Origin of the sequence: Streptomyces sp. NRRL S-378 (assembly GCF_000720645.1) — a bacterium.
Classification (GTDB): Bacteria; Actinomycetota; Actinomycetes; order Streptomycetales; family Streptomycetaceae; genus Streptomyces.
The window spans coordinates 1-20,875 of record NZ_JOBX01000008.1; the positions used below are offsets into that span (position 1 = coordinate 1).

Consider the following 20,875-nt stretch of genomic DNA (forward strand, 5'->3'; position numbering starts at 1 on the left):
AGCCGATCCGGACCTCGGAAGCCGACAGCTTCCTGCCCTCCGTGGCCGCGACGTTCGTCCCGGCGTCTTCCTTCTTCGCCTCGGAGCCGTAGCCGCAGGCCGTCAGGAGGAGGGGGAGCGTTGCGGTGACGGCGATCGTGCGCAGGGTGATGAGCGGTCTGGCGGCAGACACGGAGGTGTCCTTTCACGGGAAGGGCCTTGGGGGCGCTGCGGAGCTGTGGGTGCTGCGGAGTTGCGATGGTGCGAAGTGGCTGAGGTGCGCGGTGCGAGGTCCTCGGCACGCGCGTGCCCGTCGCCGATCGGCGGGACCGTCGTCGTGGGCGGGGAACGGAGAAGGTGTCGCGGATGCCGGATGCCGGATGCCGGATGCCGGATGCCGGATGCCGGAGGCGGAGGTCGAGCCGCCGTACATCGCACGCCGCGCTGAAGGTGCTGCGGGCGGCGAGGTCAGCCGAGTGCGTCCATCCGGCTGCACGAGGAGCGGACGGCGCAACGCACCGTGTCAGGCAGGCTGACAGATGGCGCTGGAGGTTCGGGCCAGGTCGATGTGCCGACGGCTGGTGAGACGGGGCAGCAGGAGGCCTGCGTGATGCGGCATGCGCATGGCGACCTCACCCCTGAATCCCTAGTTTTCCTACCTGGCTGATAGGCATCTTGGCAGAACAGCGCCACCCACCCCAAGGGGTGGCTCATATAGTGGACGCTCCGGTCTCGGATGGCGAGAAACTGCAGGTGAGGAGGCCTGTCGGAAGGTCAGTGGAAGGTCTGACGGACGGCCTTGCTCAGGGGTTGGTCCAGGCATCCGGAACGTCGGCGAGCGCGGACACGTCGGTCGGCAGGTCGGATGCCGCCACATCGGCGATGGTCACACCGTCGAGGATCTCGCGCACGTTGGACCGCAGGGCGATCCACAGAGGGAGCAGCGACTCGGCGGGGCCGGTGTAGGAGAGGTCCGGGGGGCGGACCCCGCGTACCGAGACCAGCGGTCCGTCCACGACGCGGATGACATCCGCGATGCTGATCGACGCGGCGGGCTTGGCCAGCCGGTAGCCGCCGTTGCCGCCCCGCTGGCTGAGGACGAGACCACCCCGGCGCATGTCGTTGAGGATGCCCTCGAGGAACTTGTGCGGGATGTCCTGGGCGTCGGCGATGGCTTCGGCCTTCATGGGCCCGTCGTCCTGTGACGCTGCGAGCTGCAGTGCGGCACGTACCGCGTAGTCCGCCCTGGCTGAGATCCGCATGCGCACATTATCCCGCACGGCTTCGGCCCACGTCGTGCGGGTGGGCGGCGGGCCGCCGGGCGAACGGGCCGGCGAACCGGGCGGGCGGACCGCCGGGCGGACGCGGTGCCCGGCGGTCGTGGCGGTCGTTGCGTGGAGCGGCGGGGCCGTCCCTCGGAGGCCGGACCCGCACGTCAGTGGAAGGCCGCCGCCACCGCTCGGTGCGAGCCGTTGAGGTAGTGCTCGCCGATGGAGCGCAGGCGGTGTGCGACGGGTCGGTGGGCCGTCAGGACGCGCGCGTTGCGCCAGAAGCGGTCCAGACCGGGCGCGTCGGCGAGCTCCAGCACCCGCGTAGTGACGTGCAGGGCGGCCCGCGAGGCCACCGTCTCGGCCGTGGCCACCAGCGCGGCGACGCCCGCGGGCTCCTCGGCGTCCAGGTGCGTGCCGACGTCGAGTGCCTGTGCCATCGCCTCGGTGGCCCGGTCGACCACGGCGATGGCGGTGTGGGCTGCGGAGGCGAGCTCCCCGTACGTCAGCAGGAGGTCCGGGTCCTCACCGGGCAGCCGGTGCGCGCGGCCGCCCCTGCTGAGGTCGCGCGCTTCGGTGAGCGCGCCCTCGACGATGCCGAGGACGACGTGGCACAGGGCCAGCCGGAGGGCCGGCTCGGCCAGCGCGGTGAAGGGTGCGGTGGACTCCTCGTCGTACGGACGGCGGCCCAGCACCTGACCGGGGGTGACGGTGACGCGGTCCAGGACGACCTCGCCGGCGCCGGCGACGCGCTGCCCGAGGCGGTCGGGCGTGGCCTCGACGGTCACGCCCCGCGCGCGGGGCGAGACCCGTACGACCAGGACGTCACCGGTCACGGCGCAGACGGCGTCCAGCACGATCTGGTCGGCGACGGCCACCGCCGTGTCGACGGCCCGGCGCCCGTCCAGCACGTAACCGGTGTTGCGGGGCCTCAGGGTGAGGTCCGCCCCGTCGTCGCCGTTCTCTGCGGGTGCGGGCGCGCGGACCGCCCCGGTCCACAGCCACTGTTCGCGTACCGACGCCTCCTCAAGGGTGGCCGCCTGCTGGTGACTCGCGTAGAAGCGGCCGCTCCAGGTGTGGACGTAGTGACGGGCGAGCACGTCCCCGACGGAGCTGTCCGCCGCGGCGACCTCACGTATGACGGCGCATCCGGTACGCCAGTCCGTGCCGCGGCCGGGCGAGGGCGGGGTGAGGGCCGCGAGCAGCCCGGCCTCGCGCAGCCGGGACCGCTCGTCGGTCGGCGGCCGGCCCGCCTGCTCGCGGACGAGGGCGTCCGCGGCGAGGTCGTCCGCCACGTCGCGGGCGGTTCGCAGGAGCGCGCGGTGCCCGTCGGCGGACCGGCCGACGGGCCGGTCGGCGGCCGTGCTCGGTTTGGTCGCCACGGACTTCACCGACAGGCCGGGTCGGCGTGGCGCGGCGTGGGGGCTGGGCGGACGACGAGGCCGGGCGGGACGGCGGTGATCATGCGGGCTGCTCCGGGGCGTGTCGGGTGGCCGCGGCCGGTTGCCGGGCGATGCGTGGAACGGGGGAAACCGGGCGGACGCCGCACGGCGACTCAATCCCACTATCCCTATCGGATTGATAGGGATACTCGCCCACGCCGGCCTTCTCGACAAGGGAGCGCTCGCATCGTGGACAGGGCTGTCTCGGGAGAAGAGACGCGCTGGTCGGCGGTCCGTCCTGGGATCGGTCCAGCGGCTGTTCGACCGTGCCGGTGCCAGTGCCCTCCTGGGATTCCCAGGCCCAGCCCTCCTCCATATGGGGGCGGCCGTCGGGGAGTTCGGTCACGAGCGAGGTGCACTCGCCGCCGGCCCAGCGCCCGCAGGCGGTCGTGCCGTCCAGGCGGAGCTGGACGTACCCGGAAGCCGACGCTGGTGGCGCCCGCCCGCGTGGCCGATCAGGTCCCCCTGCCACGTCTCCGCCATGGTGGCCGGCCCGGACGGCAGATGAAGCGGGCCCGTGCGGGTAGGCGGAACGGTGAGCGAGGGGCCGGAACGGGCCCGGTGACGGAAGGCGAACCACCCATGACGCAGGACACCGAGACCGCGACGAACGAACCGCACGAGCCGACCTCCGAGGAGCGCGCGGCCCGCGACAGGGTACGCCGACGGGCCACGGGCATGACGCACCACCAGACCGCGGAGGCGCTGGAGGCCGCGGAGGAAGCCGTGGAGCGATCCGCGGGCGACCTGGCCGCGGCGGACACCGGCACCCGTGCCGAGGTGGCCGAATGGCGACGCATCACCGATCTGCTCTTCGGCCACGGAGGCCCGTACACGACGGAGACCGACGCCTACGTCCAGGGCCAGCTCACCGCCCGCAGGAACCGCCCCGCCGCGACCTCCTGAACCGGTCGGACGGTCGCGGCCTCCTGGGCCCGGTCGGGCGGTGCCGCCTCCGGCCGCGTCAGCCGGCCGCGCGGAGGCGGGTCGCGGCCGCCTCGGCCTCACGGACGACCCGGGCCGTGTCGATGTCGACCAGCCGGCCGCCCAGCTTCAGCGCCCGGCCGTCCACGAACACCGCGTCGACGTTCTCGGGCCGCCCGTTGAAGACGATCTGGCCGACCCAGTCGAAGCGTGGTGCGAAGTTCAGCGCGGCAGGGTCGATGACGACCAGGTCGGCCCGCTTGCCCGGTGTCAGGGAGCCCACCCGGTCGGCGATCCCCAGTGCCTCCGCACCGCCCAGCGTGGCCATCCGTAAGACGTCCCCCACCTGTGGGAAGACGCCGGCGTCCGTCGCCCGGGCGCGTTGCAGGCCGATGGCCGTCTTCATCAGCGCGTGGAAGTCCGAGCTGTCGTTGGTCCCGCCGTCGAGACCGAGCCCGACCTTCACGCCCCGGCGCCGGAACTCGGACAGCCGCATGATGCCGGAGGCCAGCCGCATGTTGCTCAGGGGGCAGTGGGCCGCCCGTACGTCGTGTTCGGCGACGGCGGCGATCTCGGCGTCGGTCAGGTGGACGGCGTGGTTGATCAGGAGCCGGGGCCCCAGCGCCCCGATGTCGCCGAGGACCCCGATGGGGTCGTCCGCGCGCTGCTCGGGGCGTTCCAGTACATGGGAGTTGAGCATGACGCCCAGGTCCTGGGCCGCCTCCCAGTGCGCGCGGTTGAGGTCCTGGACGGCCCGCGCCGCGTGCGTGGCCACCTGGAAGGACCCCAGGGGTACCGGATCGACGAGCTCCTTCTTCACCTTCGTGACCAGCGCCGTGTCCGGCCCTGGCGGGAACATCGCGTAGGTGAAGCGCACCCCCGTGCCGGCCAGGGCCCGTACGTAGCTCTCGATGAGCTCGTAGGCGAAGATGTCCACCCAGTCCACCAGCGTGGTGACGCCCGACTGGACGGCGTCGAGGGCGGCGAGCCGTACGAAACTGTGGAGGGCTCCGGGGGTGAGCCGTGCGCGCTGGGGGTCGGTACACCCCGCGAACCACCCGAACAGGTCGCGGTCCGTACAGCCGCCGCGGATCACCGCCTGCCAGAGGTGCGTGTGGGTGTCGACGAACCCCGGCATGACCAGCTTGCCCGAGGCCTCCACCACCCGGGCTCCGGGCGGTCGTTGCAAAGCCGTGCCGACGGCGGCGACGGCGCCGTTCCGCATCAGGACGTCGGCGTTCTCGACGGCCCCGAGAGGCCCGCTGCCGACTGCGGGGTCCATGGTGAGCACGAGGGCGGCCCCACGCAGCAGAATCGTTCCCCCGTACGGGGCGGGCCGGGGGGAGGGGAGGCTCGGGGATGTGGGGCGGTCGGTGACGCCGAGGAGCAGCGGTGCGGCCGCGACCAGACCCAGACCGGTGAGGAGATCGCGGCGGCTGGGGGACGCGTGCGGGGTGGGGGTGGACTGCATGACGTGTTACCTCCCGAGGGCGCAGAACGGAAGGCCCGCCCGGGCGACGCCGGCCGGGGCGTCCGGGGCGTCGGGGAAGGGCGGGAGATCACACGCAGCATTCCCAGCGAACGGCCGTCCGATAGGCGTCAGCGGAAAACATTTTCCGTTCCGGCAGCGCGCCAGTCACGTACCGGCCATGTTGTCGGGGGACCGCCCCCGCGGCAGCCGAAAGGGCCGGCACCGTCGGTGTGACGGTCCCGGCCCTCCTCGGCCGGACGCGCGGCGCACCGGTACACCGGTGCGCCGCTGCAGCGGTCAGGACCTGCGCATGCCCTTCTTGGTCCGGCCCGCAGCCTCCGAGGCCATCTCCTCCGCCTTGCCGGCCATCTGCTCGGCGCTGCCTTCCGCCTGCATGCGCTTGTCGTCCATCGTGTCGCCGGCGGTCTCCTTGAGCTTGCCCTTGACCTGCTTGGCCTTGCCCTTTGCCTTGCTCATGACGAAGTGCTCCTTGCCTGTGGGAGGAATGCACTGCCCACCATGCGTCCGCCGCGGGCGACCCGCAACGCACAGGGGACCGTCCGGCTCGTCTCCCTAGTCGGGCGGCTCGGTGACCGCCGGCCGTTTGCCGGAAGACGGTGGGCCGGGTACCGGGCGGGGGCGCGGTTCATCCGGCCGGGGTGCGCGCTGCGCGTGCGCGGGATCCCGTGGGGTCGGGTCGGGCTTCCTGGGCGTGGGCCCGGAGCCCTCGGGTTCGGCTTCGGACGCCTTCCGGTCCATACGGCTCTCACCTCGCTGTCCGTGTGCTCCAAAGCGGTGCTGCGCCGTCGGCGCGCTCCTGCGTCTGCCCTGCCGGAGGCGTTCCAATCCGATGCGACGGATCGCGTACCGGCACAGATAAGCGCGGTTTTCGCGGGCACACGCCGTCTGAAGCGCCACGGCGGAGCCAACCGTTCCGCCGACACTCCCACACGAGAATGAGGTACTCATGATTGCCGTCGGGCTGATCCTGCTGCTCATCGGACTTCTGACCGGGGTTTCCCTCCTGTGGACCCTAGGGGTCATCCTGCTCGTGGTGGGCGCGGCGCTGTGGATCATGGGATCGGTCGGCCACGCGGTCGGCGGCCGGCGCCACTACTGGTAGTCCAGGACGTGACCGAATCGGGCCTGTCCGGTCGATCATGACCGGGCAGGCCTCGGTGCGTTGCTCGTCGCCATGCGCCCGATGCGGCCATCGCCGTCAACCGTGGCGTCGGTGACGGCCTCGAGGCCGCACAGCGCCTGCTGCGGCTACCAGCCATCCCGGGCGAGGTTGTAGACCAGGATCAGGATCGCCGCCGCCATCACGGCCAGGTGGACCCAGACCGGCGCGTCCACGACGCTCGCAGCCATACCAGCGTTCATCACAGGGCCCTCCCTTCCCGGAAGGTGCCGAACTGCTGTAACCGCGTCAGATTCGCTGTCTCCATGTACCGCACCTGCCCGCGCCGGGCCCGACAACGCACCGCGGGGCCCGAATTGTCGCCGTGGCGACGATCGCACAAGCCCCCGGGTGGGTGCGGCCGGAGCCGCGTCCACCCGGGGACGGGTCCGCTAGAACGCCGCCCGGCAGTTCAGCAGCCCGGTGGTGCCCACCTTGCGGTCGCAGGCGTACGCCTTCACGTCCTTCTTGTTCTTGAAGGTCCAGCTCTTCGAGCCGTTGACCACCGCCACCTTGTTCTTCACCGTAACCCAGGCACCGCCCACCCAGTCCTTGTACGACAGGGCGAGCACCGCCTCGTAACCGTCGCCCGCCACCCTGTCCTTGGCGTAGGCACCCTGGAACGACCCGGCGTAGAGCTTCTCCTGGGACCCGGGGACCGTTCCCGTCACGTGGTACTCGTAGGTACCGCCGACCTCGGCCTTGCCGCTGGTGGAGGTCTGGTGGAAGCCGATGGTGGCGGCGCCGGCCGTGCCGGCCAGCCCGAGGACGAGGGCGGAGGCAACGGCGGAGGCCCCGAAGAGCACGCGCTTCACGGCGATGGTCATGACTGTGTCTCCCTTTCGCAGGGGGTCAGAGGTTCGGAAGAACGAAGGATCACGGTTCGGTACGTGCCGCCGCCGCTGTGTGCTCCCGCAGCGCGGCAGGACAGAAACTAGGCGGGCCGCGGGCCTCCACGCGGCACGCACCGGGATGATCCCGCCCTCCACCCGGCGCGGGTGGCTGCCCCCGGATCTGCAACTCCCGCGGCAGCCGGGGCACACGGACGCGGTAGGGGCCCGTCGTACCACGGGCCCATGGCCCCGCCGGGTAACGGCCCGTAGGCTGCGGCGATGCACGCTGGATCCGGGTCGCGCGACGACCTCGCGGGAGGCGACCGGCATCGGTTCCGGTACCGGCCGCTGGCCATCGACTCGGCGCTCGCCCTGGGCTATGCCGGCGCGGGACTTCTGCTGGGCCAGGAACAACCACCGCCCGGATGGCAGCCGCTGGACCAGTTGGGCGCGGTCCTTACCGTCCTGGTGGGCGTGGTCCTGCTGGCCCGCCGGATCGCGCCCGTCGCGGTCTTCGCCACCAGCAGCGCACTGTGGATCGTGTTCATCACCTGCGGGTACTGGCCCGTGGTCAATTCGATGCCACCGCTCCTGGGCCTCTACACGGTGGCCGCGACCCGCCCCCTGCGCACCTCCGTGGCGTGCACGGCCGTCGTCACCGGGACCTGGGTGTACGCAGGGCTGGGCAACGCGGATAACGGCTCCATGCCCACCGTCCTCGCCCAGGCCGTCCTGTTCCCGGCAGTGGTGTTCGTCGTCGGCCGCGGATCGGGCCGACTCGCCGAACGCAACCGCCAGTTCGCCGAGCTGACCTTCCAACTGCGCAGCCAGCAGCAGGAGATCGCCCGCCAGGCCCTCACCGAGGAACGGGTGCGCATCGCGCGCGAACTCCACGACGTCGTCGCGCACCACATGTCCGTGATCTCGCTCCAGGCCGGCATGGCCTCGTACGTGTTCGCCACCGACCCGGCGGCCAGCCGGCAGGCCCTCGACACCATCGCCGCCACCAGCCGGGAGGCGCTGGAGGAGATGCGCCGCATGCTCGTGCTGCTGCGCGTCGGCCAGGACGGCCCGCCGGACCGACGGGCAAACGGACGGGCGAGCGGACGGGCGGACGGACGGCTGGATCCGGACGACTCCGACGCCCTGGAGGACGGCGGTGCCTATGCCCCGGCCCCCGGACTTGACCTGCTCGACCGGCTCCTCGACCGGGTACGGAACGCGGGCGCCCAGGTCACCATGGAGGTATCCGGTGCCCCCGCGCCACTCCCGCAGGGCATGGCCCTGTGCGTCTACCGGGTGATCCAAGAAGCCCTGACCAATGTGCTGAAGCACGCCGGGCCCACCAGCGCCGCCGTCGCCATCCGCTACGAAAGCCGCGCCGTCGTCGTGACCGTCACCGACGACGGAGGTGGCGCGTTCCAGCCAAAGACCGTGGTCACAGCCGGGCACGGCTTGATCGGGATGAGGGAACGAGCGAAGATCTACGGCGGGTCGGTCACCGCCGGCCCCCGCACCACCGGTGGGTTCGAGGTGCGCCTCGTCCTTCCGGCACCGACCACCGGTGACCGGCCAGGTGGCCGCCCGGCCCCGGGTCCCGGGGACGTCCGTTCCCGATGAGGATGCCCCGATGCCGACGGTACTGGTGGTCGACGATCAGGTGCTGATCCGTGCCGGCCTGGTCTCCCTGCTCAATGCCGCGCCCGGACTGACCGTGGTCGGCGAAGCCCGCGACGGGGACGAAGCCGTCCGTCTCGCGGAGGCCACCGCACCCGACGTCATCCTCATGGACCTCCGGATGCCGGGCACCGACGGCATCACCGCGATGGAGCGCATACTCGGCGCGGCCGCGCCGGGGGACAGTGCGCCGAGGATCCTCGCCCTGACCACCTTCGACCTGGACGAATACGTCTACAACGCGCTGCGCGCGGGCGCCTGCGGATTCCTCCTCAAGGAAACGCCGCCCGAGCGGCTGGTCGCCGCCATCCACACCGTGGCCTCGGGCGACATGCTCTTCGCTCCCACCGTGACCAGGCGGCTGATCGAGGCCTACCACCCGGGGCCGGCGTCACCGAGGACGATCGCCCCGGAATGGGACACCGTGACCGGCCGCGAACGCGACGTCCTGCGCCTCGTGGCCACCGGAGCCACCAACACGGACGTCGCCCGGCAGCTCTTCATCAGCGAAGCCACCGTGAAGACCCACCTCAACCGCGCCATGGCCAAGCTCGGCCTCTCCAGCCGCGCCCAGGTCGTCGTCTTCGCGTACGAGACCGCCCTCGTGACGCCGGGCGGCGGCCCGACCGCCCTGCCGGACACCCCGTAGACCCGGTGGTCACGGCCTGCGGCCCTGATCGCGGCCGCGTTCCGCGTCCTCACCCGTCCGCTTCGACAGCGGTGGGACCCCGTCCAGCGCCACCAGCCGGTGGCGTGCGGCCATGACCGCCACCGCGGCCGCGGCGATGACCACCCCGCCCAGGCGCAGGACCGCGTCGTAGGCCTCCTCGGGCGGCCGCTGCGGGGTCATGGCAGAGATCGCCGCCGCCGTCCCCGCCAGGGCGATCGCCCCCAGCGTGACCAGGAACGTCAGCAGTACGCCCGAAGCCTCGCCCGCCCTGGCCGGCGCGACGACCTGCTGCGTGGCCACGCTGGAGTAGGTCCAGCCCAGGCCCAGCCCCAGGCCGCACAACGCGAACACCGGCACGTACAGCCACCACGCGTCCACCCCGGCCAGCACGAACATCCCGGTGCCCGCGAGGGCCCCGGCCAGCGCCATCACCGCGGTCGGCCGCATGTGCCGGCCCAGCCGCACACCGAGCGGCCCGCTGACCGCCACCAGCAGGGCCGGGGCCAGGAACACCGTGCCTGCCAGGAGCGGCGAGAGCCCGCGCACGCCCTGGAGGTAGAGCGTGGCGAGGAAGACGGTGACGCCGTAGCCCATGTTCGTGAGCGAGCCCATCGCGGTGACCAGGACGTAGGGGACGTTGCGGAAGAGCCGCAGATCGACCAGCGGGTGCCCGGCGCGCCGCTCCCGTACGAGGAACAGCCCGCCCGCCACCACGGCGACGGCGAAGCAGGCAAGGGTACGGGCGCTCTCCCAGCCCCAGGCGTCCCCGCGCTCCACGGCCAGCGTCAGGGCCGCCAGCGAGCACACGATCAGGGCGCAGCCGAGGAGGTCGAGCTGGCGCGGCGCCGACGTGTCGCGCGAGTCCGGTACGTACACGAGCGCGATGAGCAGCGAGAGCAGGCTCAGCGGTGCCATCAGCCAGAAGATCCACCGCCAGCCGGGCCCCTGGGTGAGCCCTCCGCCCACGAAGGGACCGAGTGCGGTCCCGATGTTGGCGACGCCGAACACCGCGCCCAGGGCCCGGGCGCGGGTCTGCTCGGGAAAGGTGTTCGTGATCACGGACACGGACACGGGGAAGACGAACGCCGCGCCCACGCCCTGTGCGACCCGTGCCGCCACCAGCGGTCCGAGCCCGGGAGCCAGCGCGCAGCCCACGGAACCGGCGGCGAACAGGGCCGTCCCGGCCAGCAGCGTGCCCCGGCGACCGAAGACGTCCCCCACCCGGCCGCCCACGACGAAGAAGCAGCCGATGGCGAGCATGTACGCGGACAGGGTCCACTGCGCGGCCGAAACCGTGATGCCGAGCTCCGCCGCGATGCCGGGAAGGGCGAGGTTGAGCGCGAAGAAGTCGAGCTGGATGCAGAACAGGGCCAGGGCGACCGCGACGAAGGCCCCCTTCCTCCGCGCGCCCGGCGAAGACTCAGCGCGCATGGGGGCGTTCCTTTCGGCCGACGCGATCGCGGCTGCACGGCCGACGACGGCCGCACGCACGCCCTCACCCCATTGTGGGGCGACCCACGACCGTCCGCAGTTCCGCACGCGGAGTGCCACGGCGCGGGACTCCCGCCGACTCGGCAGTGCCTGCGGAGCGGCGGCTGAAGACTCGCTCGAGCGTCTTCCGAACCCGCCTGCGACGGGGGGCGGTTGCTGTCTGGAGCGGGCGTCGTGCCCGGAGCGCACCACCGTTGGGGACAGACGTACTCCATGTCTGCGGGACCGTCGCCGTTCGTGCCGCCCGCCTGCCCGCCCGCACAGTCCGGCTCGCCCACGCCACCCGCGCCCCGCCACGAGTTGGGTGGCCACCCGCATCATCCGCACGCTGCTGTGCACCACCACCCTGGCGGCCCGCGCTCTGCTCCTCCACGACCGCACCATCCGCCGAACGGGGAGGGCCGCCGGCTCCGCCCGGCACCCGTCGGCGACTGCGTCGTCTCGGTGGGTCAGTGCAGGGCCAGCGCCCAGGCGAGGAGGCCGAGGGAGACCGTGCACAGTACGGCCCGCCACACGTTCGCCCGTACCCACGGCGCTTCGAAGGCGTGGCGGACCGCCGCCGGGTCGTCGATCCGCTCGACGGGCCCGGCCTGTTCCAGGGCGTTGTTCAGCGGGATGTTGATCCGGGCCGTCACGGCCATCGCCGCGAGGTACACGACGAGCGCGCCGATCAGCGGCCCCAGGGCGTCCCGCCCGCCGCCGCCGACGGCGTGGAGGACGACCGCGGCCGCGCTGAAGACGAGCGCGCCGACGTACCCCAGCAGGAACCAGCCGTTGAGGATCGCCACGTTGATCCGCTGCATCGTCTCGATTGCGGTGCGGTCGGCGGCGACCCGGAGTCCCGGCATCACGGATACGGAGAACCCGTAGAAGAGGCCGCTCATCCAGCCGATGGTGATCGTCGCGGCGATCAGTGTCGCCAACCGTGCCGTTTCCACGTGAACCCCCGGGATCGAGAATCAGGTCGAGCGGGTCGAGCAGGTAGAGCGGCCGAGCCAGCCGAGTGGGTCGAGCGGGTCGAGAACTGGTTCCGGACGGTCAAGTCCCGCCGATCATAGGATGCCGGGAACCGGTCTGCGCCCGCGTAGTCTGACCGAACCAGCACGTCACCCACCAGCACGTCGCATCCTCACCATCACCCCCGAACGGAGTCGCCCGCCATGCTGACCGCCCTCACCGGTGTCCATGGGGACCGCGCGGACGCCGTCACCGTCGCCGGCCGCACCGCCTCCTACGAGGAACTCCTGGGGGCCGCCCGCCAGGTGGCCGTCGATCTCGCCGAGTCGGGGGTGCCGGCCTTCGCGGTGACCGCGACACCCACCCTGGAGACCGTGGCCGCCGTGGTCGGCTCCCTGCTCGCCGGCGTGCCCTGCGTCCCCGTGCCGCCGGACGCCGGTCCGGCCGAGCGCGGGCACATCCTGCGCGACTCGGGGGCCCGCCCCATCGAGGTCGACTTCACCCGTCGCTCGGACCGGACGCCCGACCCGGCCGCCGCACGCACACCCGACGACCCCGCCCTGATCCTCTACACCTCCGGCACCACGGGCGCCCCGAAGGGCGCGGTCCTCAGCAGCGCCGCGATCACCGCCGACCTGGACGCGCTCGCCGAGGCCTGGCAGTGGAGCGCCGAGGACACCCTGGTCCACGGACTTCCGCTGTTCCACGTCCACGGACTCGTCCTCGGTGTCCTCGGCGCCCTGCGTACCGGCAGCCGCCTCGTCCACACCGGCCGGCCCACGCCCGAGGCGTACGCGGCCGCAGGCGGCAGCCTGTACTTCGGCGTGCCGACCGTGTGGTCACGCATCGCCCGCGAGCCGCAGGCCGCGGCCGCCCTGTCGGGGGCCCGGCTCCTGGTGTCGGGCAGCGCCGCGCTGCCCGCGCCCGTCTTCCGGGACATCGAGCGGGCGAGCGGACACCGCATCGTCGAGCGCTACGGGATGACGGAGACGCTGATCACGGTGAGCGGCCGGGCCGGCGGCGACCTCCACCCGGGCACGGTCGGCACCCCGCTCCCCGGTATCGCCACCCGTATCGCGGCCGAGGACGGCGCGGAGATCGGCGAACTCCAGCTCACCGGCCCCACGCTCTTCTCCGGCTACCTGGGCCGGCCCGAGGCGACCGCCGCCGCGTACACCGAGGACGGCTGGTTCCGGACGGGTGACATCGCGGCCGTCGGCGAGAAGGACGGTGTCCACCGGATCGTGGGCCGCGCGTCCACCGACCTGATCAAGTCGGGCGGGTACCGGATCGGCGCGGGCGAGATCGAGAACGCGCTGCTGGACCATCCCCGGGTGCGGGAAGCCGCCGTCGTCGGGGTACCGGACGCGGATCTCGGCCAGCGGATCGTCGCGTTCGTCGTTGCCGAGGGAGTCACCGGAGCCGAGCTCACCGACTTCGTCGCGGCCCACCTGTCGGTCCACAAGCGGCCGCGTGAGGTCCGCTTCGTCGAGGCGGTGCCCCGCAACGCGATGGGCAAGCCCCAGAAGCGCCTCCTCCTGGACGGTGCCGCCCCCGACGCCACCTGACCGGCCGCGCGAAAACGTGAACTGGGCGGGTTCACAGGAGCGACGGACCGGCACCTGGTTGAAGGCCTTCGCCGCGCCCGCCGCTGACGCCGGCACGCGACCGGCCGGGTGACCCCGGCCCGGTCGACGGCCGCGTACGGCGCCGGAGGGCAGGCGCACGGGCGAGGATGCACGAACGCGTCCTCGTCCACCTCGGCAGCCGAAACGGCGGAGAGGAAGAAGATCCACGATGCCGTCCCAGGGATCCGCGCAGCGGCCCACGGCCGAACTCGACGCCCGCTACAGCTCCGCGCTCAACCCCCGCCCCGGTGCCTCCGAGGCCACCGCCACCGACTGGGCCGAGGCCCGGCGGCTCCTGGGGGCCGCCGAGATCTTCTGGCTGTCGACGGTCCGGCCCGACGGACGCCTCCACGTCACCCCCGTGATCGCCGCCTGGCACGACGGGGCCGTGTACTTCTCCACGGGACCGGACGAGCAGAAGGCGAAGAACCTGGCCCACGACGGCCACTGTGCACTGACCACCGGAGGGAACTCGCTCACCGAAGGCCTCGACCTCGTGATCGAGGGAAGGGCGGAACGGGTCTCCGATCCGGCCCGGCTGGAGGAGGTGATCACGGCGTACGCGGCGAAGTACGGCCCGCACGTCACCTCGCCGGAGGGTACCTTCCACGGGATCGACGACGCGCTCCGGCAGGGGACCGCGGTGGCGTTCGCGGTGACCCCGGCCACGGCGTACGGCTTCGGCCGCGACGACGGCGTCTACAGCCACACACGGTGGACCTTCTGAGGGCCCGCGCCCGCGGCCACGCCCTCAGCCCGACCGGCGCGCGTTCAGCCGGGCGTTGATCCGGGCGGCCTGGCGCGTCAGATGGTCGCGTTCGGCGAGGTTCGGAGCCTTCCGGGCCGCCTCCGCGTACAACCGGGCCGCCGTCACCGGGTCACCGTCGCGCTCGTGCAGGTACGCGGCCACCGCGGTGTGGCGGGGGAGTGCAGCATCGAGTGCCGCGAGCACCGCCAGGCCCGCCCGCGGCCCGGCGGCCTCGCCGACGGCCACGGCACGGTTGAGCCGTACGACCGGGCTGTCCGTCAGGCGCGCCAGCTCGTCGTACCACTCGACGATCTGCGGCCAGTCGGTCTCCTCGGCGGTGGACGCGTCCGCGTGGAGCGCCGCGATGGCCGCCTGGGCCTGGAACTCGCCCAGCCGGTCGCGGGCGAGGGCCGCCTGCAGCACCGCGACGCCCTCGGAGATCATCCCCGTGTCCCACCGGCCGCGGTCCTGCTCGGCGAGCGGCACCAGACCGCCGTCGGCGGCGGTCCGGGCGGCCCGCCGGGCATGGTGGAGCAGCATGAGCGCGAGCAGACCCGCCACCTCCGGATGATCGACCCCCGCCGCGAGCTGCCGGGTGAGCCGGATCGCCTCGGCGGCCAGGTCGACGTCGCCGGAGTAACCCTCGTTGAAGACCAGGTAGAGGACGCGCAGCACGGTGGCGACATCACCGGGCCGGTCGAAGCGCACGCCGGAGACGGTGCGCTTGGCCCGGCTGATCCGCTGCGCCATCGTCGCCTCGGGCACCAGATAGGCCCGGGCGATCTGGCGGGTGGTGAGCCCGCCGACCGCCCGCAAGGTGAGCGCCACTGCGGACGACGGCGTCAGCGACGGGTGCGCGCACAGGAAGTAGAGCCGGAGCGTGTCGTCCACCCCCGGTGCGGGACCGGGCGGCGGCTCCTGATCGACGAGGTCCTCCCGACGGCGGCGGGAGGCGTCCGCACGTGTCGCGTCGAGGAAACGGCGCCAGGCCACGGTGACCAGCCAGCCCTTCGCGTCCCGCGGCGGGTCGGACGGCCAGACACGGACCGCCTCCACCAGCGCGTCCTGCACGGCGTCCTCGGCCGCCGCGAAATCGGCTCCGCGGCGGACGAGAACGGCGAGCACGCCGGGCGTGAGGCTCCGCAGGAGGACCTCGTCCATCACGGGATCACTCCGTGATGGTGGGCGGCGCGGCCAGGAACGGGCGCACCTCCAGCCACTCGTGGATCGGCTTCCCGCCCGCCCCGGGAGCGGCCGACAGCTCCCCGGCCAGCTCGAGGGCGCGCTCGTAGCCGTCCACGTCGATCACCATCCATCCGGCGATCAGGTCCTTGGTCTCGGCGAACGGCCCGTCGGTGACCGGCGGCCGCCCCTCACCGTCGTACCGGACCCACGCCCCCTCGGGCGCCAGCGCCTGACCGTCGACGAACTCGCCGGTCGCCTCGAGCCGCGCCGCGAAGTCGGTCATGTACCGCATGTGGTCCGAGATCTCCTCCGGGGTCCACCGGTCCATGGGTACGTCGTTGACCGGGGCCGGGGCGCCGCGGTAATGCTTCAGCAGCAGGTACTTGGCCATGGTGCATCTCCTCGGTGCTGGTGCGACCCATTCTGGCCGCCTTCACACCGGGGACGGAGCGGCAGGCCGCTTCTCGACATCCCGGCCCCGACCGGTTTCCGGCGACCGCCGTTCTACCGACCCGGCGCCCCGCGCCCCGGCCGAACGCACCGCCCCGGCCGACGCACCGCCCCGGCCGACCGACACCACCATCGGAATGATGCCCGTGGGCCAGTCGTGCTGCGCCCCCGCACGCCTCCGACGCCTCGGCAGGTCTCGGGACCTACGGTGCCGTCAACCCGTCCAATGCCGGACTCCGTCCCGCCCCTCCGGCGTTCCCTTGGAGGTCACGATGTCCCGTCCCCCCCAGCCGTTCGGCACCGTCGTCAGTACCGCCGGCGTCAACCTGCGCCAATACCCGAGCACGGACTCCTCCGTCGTGGGCAACCTCAGCCACGGCACCGAGATCGGCCTGCACAGCAAGGTGCACGCCCAGACCATCGACGGCAACAGCATCTGGTACCTGCTGCGCGACAGGGCCGGATGGGTGGCCGCCCGCCACGTCGACAACACGGGTGAGGTACCCCTGTCCAAGGACGTCCAGCCGGCCTCCCCCCAGGGCTGAAGCCGGTCCTCGAACCGCCCGCGTCCGCCCGGGCCGTCCCGGGGGCAGCCGGTGTCTGCCCCCGGGGCAGGAGCTGAGCGCGTCCCGGGGGGTGTACGGGGGAACGGCGGGCACCGGCGCGCCGATTCCTCAGGCGACGACGCGCAGCCCCCTCACGCCGCGGTCGACCGCACCGCGTACATGGCCGTTCGGTGCGGCCGCGGTCCGCTGGAGGAACCGGACGACCTCGGCGGTGATGACTTCGCCCGGCAGGACGTTGGGAATGCCCGGCGGGTACGCGGCCAGCGTGTCCGCGGAGATCCGCCCGACGGCGTCCTCCGCGGCCACGACCCGGGCAGGGCTCAGGAACGCCTCCCGGGCGGTGAGCTTCGTGGCGCCCGGGTCCGGCAGCCGCAGCCCCTCCGCGTCCGCGGTTGCTCGCGCGTCCCTGTGACCGGCGGCGGCCGGGCCGCCGAGGGGGGAGGGCAGGGTGTGCAGTGCTTCGACGAAGCGGTCGGTGTCCGGGACGGACCCCGCGCCGATCACGGCGACGACCGCCGCCCCGGTCGCCACCTCGACCATGACCTGATGGTCGAGGAAGAGCCGGCGCCGGGCCTCGTGGCCCGTGATCCCGCCGGCACGGGTGTCGATCGCGATCCGCAGCGGATCGGCACCGACGATGTCGGGGAAGGCGTGGAACCCGTCGCTCACCACCGTGAACCGGCCCAGCGCGCGGACCGCGCCCCGTACCCTCTCCGCGGCCTCGACGCAGCCGCCCGTGGCGTCGGCGTCTGTGGCGAGCCTCCTGCGGGCGAGATCCAGCGACGCGGTCAGCAGGGCACTGGCGCTGGTGGACTGGACGAGCCGGAAGGCGCGGTCCACCAGCGGTTCGAGCCGGTCCGCGAAGGGCCCCTCCGCCAGGTGGAGCATCGCCGACTGCGTCAGGCTGCCCGCCAGCTTGTGCGTACTGGAGGTCACCAGGTCCGCGCCCAGGAAGAGGGCACGCGCGGGGAGGCCGGGGTGGAAGCCGAAGTGCGAGCCCCACGCCTCGTCGACGATCAGCGGGACCCCCGCGGCATGGGCGGTGTCCGCGATGGCGCGCACGTCGGCCACCGCCCCGAAGTAGCTCGGCGAGACGATGTACACGGCGGCCGTGTCCGGTGTCCGCGCGAGCGCCGCCGCCACGTCCGCGGCGGTCACGCCGTGGGCGATGCCCTGGTCGGGGTCGACGGACGGCTGGACGAAGACGGCGTCCATGCCGGACAGCACCAGCCCGTCGATGACGCTGGAGTGCACGCTGCGCTGCACGACGAGGGTGCGTCCCAGTGCGGGGGCGACCATCGAGGCGATCTGGTTGCCCTGTGAGGCGCCGTTGGTCAGGAACCACGTGCGGCGCGCGCCCCAGGCTTCGGCCGCCAGCTCCAGGGCCCGGTCCAGCGGGGTGTCCTGGCCGAGGTCGATGCCGTCGAGCAGCGGCGGGAAGTCCAGCGCGGTGACCCTCGGGCCGAAGTAGCCGGCGAGGTCCGAGCCGGGAGTCGCGGCGTGGCCGGGCACGTTCAGCCTCAGCCAGTCACGTCCGGCATGGTCCAGCAGCGCCTCGGCATACGGGGCGCGGAGCTGGGAGGGAGGGGCGCAGGGAACGGCGTGCTCATCGGTGTGCTGATCGGTGTGTCGATCGGTCGTTCTCGTGTTCACCCTGGGAGGGTGACAGCCCTCGGGCCATCGAAGAAGGGTGGAGTTTTCTTTATCCCTCCATAGGATGTCTATATGCTCGAGGTCAGGCATCTTCAGGTACTGCGGTCCATCGCGCAGGAGGGTTCGCTCGCCGCCGCCGGCCGTGCGCTGCACTACAGCCAGCCCACGATCACGCATCACCTCGCCGCTCTGGAGGCCCACTTCGACGCCCGGCTCGTCCAGCGCGGACCGCGCGGCGCCACGCTGACCGAACTCGGCGAAGCCCTGCTGCCCCACGCCGAGGCCGTGCTCGAACGGCTGCGCCGGGCCGAGCTGGAGGTGCGTGACCTCGCCGAGCGGGGCGCGCGCACCCTCCACATCGGCACGTTCCCCACCGCGGGCGCCCTGCTGCTGGCGCCCGCGGTCAAGCGGCTCCACCGGCAGGGGGTGCACATCTCGCTCACCGAAGGTGAACTCCCGCTTCTGCTGAGGGGGTTGAGGGCCCGCGAGCTCGACGCCGCCCTCGTCTTCTCGCAGCCAGGCGACCGCCTCGACCTCGACGAGGACTTCGAGGTCCATCCGCTGCTGACGGACCCGCTCCTGCTCGCCATGCCGGAGGACCACCCGTGCGCAGCGCTGGACCGGGTGCCCCTCGGTGCGCTGCGGGACGCCGCATGGGTGGGCGCCGCCGATCCGCACGATCCGTGCGATCGCGTGCTCGCATGGGCGTGCGCCCAGGAGGGGTACGAGCCCCTGCACGCGATGCGCACCGACGACTACGCGGTGGTCCAGGCCCTCGTCGCGGCGGGCACGGGCGTGGCCCTCGTCCCGCGGCTCGCTCTCGGACACCCCCGGCCCGACCTGGCCGTGCGCCCCCTGACCAGCCCCGGCCTGGCACGGCAGATCAGCGTCGCCCTCCTGCGTTCCACGTCGGCCGCCGCCGCCCAGGAGCTGATCCCGGCACTGCAGGAGCAGGCCGCGCTGATCACGGAGCGCTGGTCCGAGGCCTGATCGCGGGACGCCGCCCGGCGGCTGGCCCGCCCGGCCGCGGGACGCCGCCCGGCCGCCGGACCGCCCGGCCGCCGGACCGCCGGGCCCCGGTCTCCTTCGCCGCCGCGACGCAGGGCAGCGCTCGCCACGTTCGTTCCTCGGAGGACTGAGCCGCGTCCCGGCATCCTGACAGCCCCCGCAACTGACCGGCACGGCGATGAAAAGTGATGGATCAGGGCAACCATCTGCGCAGGTCGGACGTCTTCTGTGCGAAGAAACGTTTCCAGGGGGTTTTGTCTGTGAAGTTGTCCCGGATTGCCGCAGCGGTCACCACGGCCGCTCTTGCTCCGGCCGTCCTCATCGCGTCACCGGCGTTCGCCGCCGGTTCGGACGCTCCGGCCGCCGGCAACCAGCCGGCTCCGACCACGCCGGACCAGTCCGTTCCCGACCAGGCCGAAGAGGACCGCAAGACCATCCTCGCGATCATCGCTCACCCGATGGCCAGCGAGTACATGAAGGAAGCCGGCCGCAAGGCCATGGCCGACGGCCCACAGGCCATGAGGAAGTTCATCGAGGTCGACCAGCACAGGATCCGCATCGACGACTACCGGGTGGCGATCCTCCGACTCTCCCACGATGCCGGGCCGGGCCTGAAGGAAGGGATCGAAAAGCTCTTCCGGGGCGGGGAGACCCTGGAGCAGCTGCAGCACTTCTACGAGGTGACCCAGCACGAGCTGCGCGACCAGGACAACAAGGTCGAGATCTCCAGGATCATCAGCACGGGCGGGACCGAGGTCAAGGAGGCCGGCAAGAAGGCGCTCCAGGGCACCCCGGCCGACCGCATCGCCTTCCTGAAGACGGGCCGGTACCTGGCCCAGGCATCGGACGACCGCGTCGAGCTCGCCCGCATCGACGAGGGCTGGCAGGGCCCGATCCTCAGCGACGCGATCAGCAAGCTCCTGGGCGGATCGCCGACCCCGGCCGAGCTGCGCCACTTCCTTGAGGTGACCCAGCACGAGCTGCGCGACCAGGACAACCGCGTCTCGATCGCCAAGATCATCGACGGTGGCGGTCCCGAACTGGTCAAGGCGGGCCGCGCCGCGCTGGCGGGCACCGCCGCCGACCGGGCCGAGTTCCTGAAGACGGGTCAGCACGAGGCCCGCGCCAAGGACCAGGCGGCCAAGGACAAGGGGAAGCCCGACGCGGACAAGGACGGCCAGGGGCAGGGCAACGGCTCCGGTACCGGCGGCAACGGCGCCGGCAGTGGTACGTCGGCCGGCGGCGGCTCGGGCTCCGGCAACGCCGCCGTCACCGCCCAGGGCGGCAACGGCGCGTCCCTCGCCACCACCGGCGCGGGCGACAACACGACCATGATCGCGGGCGGCGCGGGCACTGCACTCGTCGCCGGCGCAGGGCTGCTGCTCGCCGCCCGGATGCGTCGCGCCGGAGCCACGGGCTGACCGGCCCGCCCGCCGCGCGTTCACGCAGCAAGGGCCGTCACCCCCACGGGTGGCGGCCCTTCGCCTTCTCACGTAGCGGGCCGGGGCGCGCCCCTCCCTGCCGTTCGGTGCCTTCCTCTCAGCCGGCCGCCGGGCCGCCGCCCACCCCGGCCATGTCACGTGGCCCCTTGCCGTTGAGCGTCGCGCCGTCACGGGCCGGCGGGCCGCTGCCTTCGCCCTTGCGACGGCCGTCGTGGGGCGTAGCCGACGGGCTGGTCGCCCTTGTCAGGTGCAGGACGAACCGGTCGTCGTGATCCGTGCCCAGGCCGGCAACCGACGGTCGAG

General features: G+C 72.8%; 20 protein-coding genes. 9 read left to right on the forward strand and 11 right to left on the reverse strand.

What is annotated here, in order from left to right:
* Window positions 1-502 precede the first annotated feature (502 nt).
* The 3 genes from IH80_RS47320 to IH80_RS0107440 all read right to left on the reverse strand — a co-directional run bounded on the left by IH80_RS47320 (window position 503) and on the right by IH80_RS0107440 (window position 2,629).
* Window positions 503-604, reverse strand: a complete 102-nt coding sequence (locus IH80_RS47320) for a putative leader peptide (RefSeq protein ID WP_386396636.1) — start codon at window positions 602-604, stop codon at window positions 503-505.
* A gap of 178 nt (window positions 605-782) precedes the next feature.
* Window positions 783-1,241 (reverse strand): RrF2 family transcriptional regulator, encoded by a 459-nt coding sequence (locus tag IH80_RS0107435; RefSeq protein ID WP_030958686.1) that lies wholly within the window; start codon window positions 1,239-1,241, stop codon window positions 783-785.
* A gap of 173 nt (window positions 1,242-1,414) precedes the next feature.
* The gene (locus IH80_RS0107440; RefSeq protein WP_037879168.1) at window positions 1,415-2,629 is read right to left on the reverse strand and encodes an acyl-CoA dehydrogenase family protein; all 1,215 of its coding nucleotides are present in this window, start codon (window positions 2,627-2,629) and stop codon (window positions 1,415-1,417) included.
* 642 nt (window positions 2,630-3,271) lie between these two features.
* On the opposite strand from IH80_RS0107440, the gene IH80_RS0107445 reads away from it, so the two are divergent.
* A complete protein-coding gene (locus IH80_RS0107445; protein WP_030958690.1) occupies window positions 3,272-3,595 on the forward strand; it encodes a hypothetical protein in 324 nt (107 codons plus the stop codon).
* A 58-nt stretch (window positions 3,596-3,653) separates the two neighbouring features.
* Here IH80_RS0107445 and IH80_RS38965 read toward each other — a convergent pair whose 3' ends face one another.
* Both IH80_RS38965 and IH80_RS0107455 read right to left on the reverse strand, forming a co-directional pair.
* Window positions 3,654-5,084 carry an amidohydrolase family protein gene (locus IH80_RS38965; protein WP_030958691.1) on the reverse strand — a complete coding sequence of 477 codons (1,431 nt, stop codon included), beginning with the start codon at window positions 5,082-5,084 and terminating at the stop codon, window positions 3,654-3,656.
* Window positions 5,085-5,381: 297 nt separating this feature from the next.
* On the reverse strand, window positions 5,382-5,561 hold the full coding sequence (locus IH80_RS0107455; protein ID WP_030958692.1) for a CsbD family protein: 180 nt from the start codon (window positions 5,559-5,561) through the stop codon (window positions 5,382-5,384).
* Between the two features lie 490 nt (window positions 5,562-6,051).
* On the opposite strand from IH80_RS0107455, the gene IH80_RS45290 reads away from it, so the two are divergent.
* On the forward strand, window positions 6,052-6,207 hold the full coding sequence (locus tag IH80_RS45290) for a DUF6131 family protein (RefSeq protein ID WP_199819228.1): 156 nt from the start codon (window positions 6,052-6,054) through the stop codon (window positions 6,205-6,207).
* A gap of 449 nt (window positions 6,208-6,656) precedes the next feature.
* Here IH80_RS45290 and IH80_RS44555 read toward each other — a convergent pair whose 3' ends face one another.
* Complete coding sequence (locus IH80_RS44555; protein WP_030958693.1) at window positions 6,657-7,091, reverse strand: hypothetical protein; 435 nt, start codon at window positions 7,089-7,091, stop codon at window positions 6,657-6,659.
* Between the two features lie 285 nt (window positions 7,092-7,376).
* Here IH80_RS44555 and IH80_RS0107475 point away from each other — a divergent pair, with 285 nt between their 5' ends.
* A complete protein-coding gene (locus tag IH80_RS0107475) occupies window positions 7,377-8,717 on the forward strand; it encodes a sensor histidine kinase (protein ID WP_051808904.1) in 1,341 nt (446 codons plus the stop codon).
* A gap of 10 nt (window positions 8,718-8,727) precedes the next feature.
* On the forward strand, window positions 8,728-9,423 hold the full coding sequence (locus tag IH80_RS0107480; protein ID WP_030958696.1) for a response regulator: 696 nt from the start codon (window positions 8,728-8,730) through the stop codon (window positions 9,421-9,423).
* 9 nt (window positions 9,424-9,432) lie between these two features.
* On the opposite strand, the gene IH80_RS0107485 is transcribed toward IH80_RS0107480, so the two are convergent.
* Both IH80_RS0107485 and IH80_RS0107490 read right to left on the reverse strand, forming a co-directional pair.
* A complete protein-coding gene (locus IH80_RS0107485) occupies window positions 9,433-11,319 on the reverse strand; it encodes an MFS transporter (RefSeq protein ID WP_078906365.1) in 1,887 nt (628 codons plus the stop codon).
* A gap of 65 nt (window positions 11,320-11,384) precedes the next feature.
* A complete protein-coding gene (locus IH80_RS0107490; RefSeq protein WP_234432149.1) occupies window positions 11,385-11,858 on the reverse strand; it encodes a DUF1772 domain-containing protein in 474 nt (157 codons plus the stop codon).
* A 237-nt stretch (window positions 11,859-12,095) separates the two neighbouring features.
* On the opposite strand from IH80_RS0107490, the gene IH80_RS0107495 reads away from it, so the two are divergent.
* Entirely contained in the window at window positions 12,096-13,460 is a 1,365-nt protein-coding gene (locus tag IH80_RS0107495; protein WP_030958703.1) for an acyl-CoA synthetase, read from the forward strand.
* A 229-nt stretch (window positions 13,461-13,689) separates the two neighbouring features.
* The gene (locus IH80_RS0107500) at window positions 13,690-14,247 is read left to right on the forward strand and encodes a pyridoxamine 5'-phosphate oxidase family protein (RefSeq protein WP_030958705.1); all 558 of its coding nucleotides are present in this window, start codon (window positions 13,690-13,692) and stop codon (window positions 14,245-14,247) included.
* Window positions 14,248-14,271: 24 nt separating this feature from the next.
* Here IH80_RS0107500 and IH80_RS0107505 read toward each other — a convergent pair whose 3' ends face one another.
* The gene (locus tag IH80_RS0107505) at window positions 14,272-15,429 is read right to left on the reverse strand and encodes an RNA polymerase sigma factor (protein WP_030958706.1); all 1,158 of its coding nucleotides are present in this window, start codon (window positions 15,427-15,429) and stop codon (window positions 14,272-14,274) included.
* Between the two features lie 7 nt (window positions 15,430-15,436).
* Window positions 15,437-15,844: a YciI family protein gene (locus IH80_RS0107510; RefSeq protein WP_030958707.1), complete on the reverse strand. Its 408-nt coding sequence runs from the start codon at window positions 15,842-15,844 to the stop codon at window positions 15,437-15,439.
* A 331-nt stretch (window positions 15,845-16,175) separates the two neighbouring features.
* Here IH80_RS0107510 and IH80_RS0107515 point away from each other — a divergent pair, with 331 nt between their 5' ends.
* Complete coding sequence (locus tag IH80_RS0107515) at window positions 16,176-16,448, forward strand: SH3 domain-containing protein (protein WP_030958708.1); 273 nt, start codon at window positions 16,176-16,178, stop codon at window positions 16,446-16,448.
* A 129-nt stretch (window positions 16,449-16,577) separates the two neighbouring features.
* On the opposite strand, the gene IH80_RS0107520 is transcribed toward IH80_RS0107515, so the two are convergent.
* Entirely contained in the window at window positions 16,578-18,122 is a 1,545-nt protein-coding gene (locus IH80_RS0107520; RefSeq protein ID WP_234432150.1) for an aminotransferase class I/II-fold pyridoxal phosphate-dependent enzyme, read from the reverse strand.
* A gap of 72 nt (window positions 18,123-18,194) precedes the next feature.
* Between IH80_RS0107520 and IH80_RS0107525 the strand changes: the two genes are divergently transcribed.
* A complete protein-coding gene (locus tag IH80_RS0107525) occupies window positions 18,195-19,112 on the forward strand; it encodes a LysR family transcriptional regulator (RefSeq protein ID WP_030958713.1) in 918 nt (305 codons plus the stop codon).
* A 278-nt stretch (window positions 19,113-19,390) separates the two neighbouring features.
* The gene (locus IH80_RS46800) at window positions 19,391-20,551 is read left to right on the forward strand and encodes an ALF repeat-containing protein (protein ID WP_051808908.1); all 1,161 of its coding nucleotides are present in this window, start codon (window positions 19,391-19,393) and stop codon (window positions 20,549-20,551) included.
* Window positions 20,552-20,875: the final 324 nt, after the last annotated feature.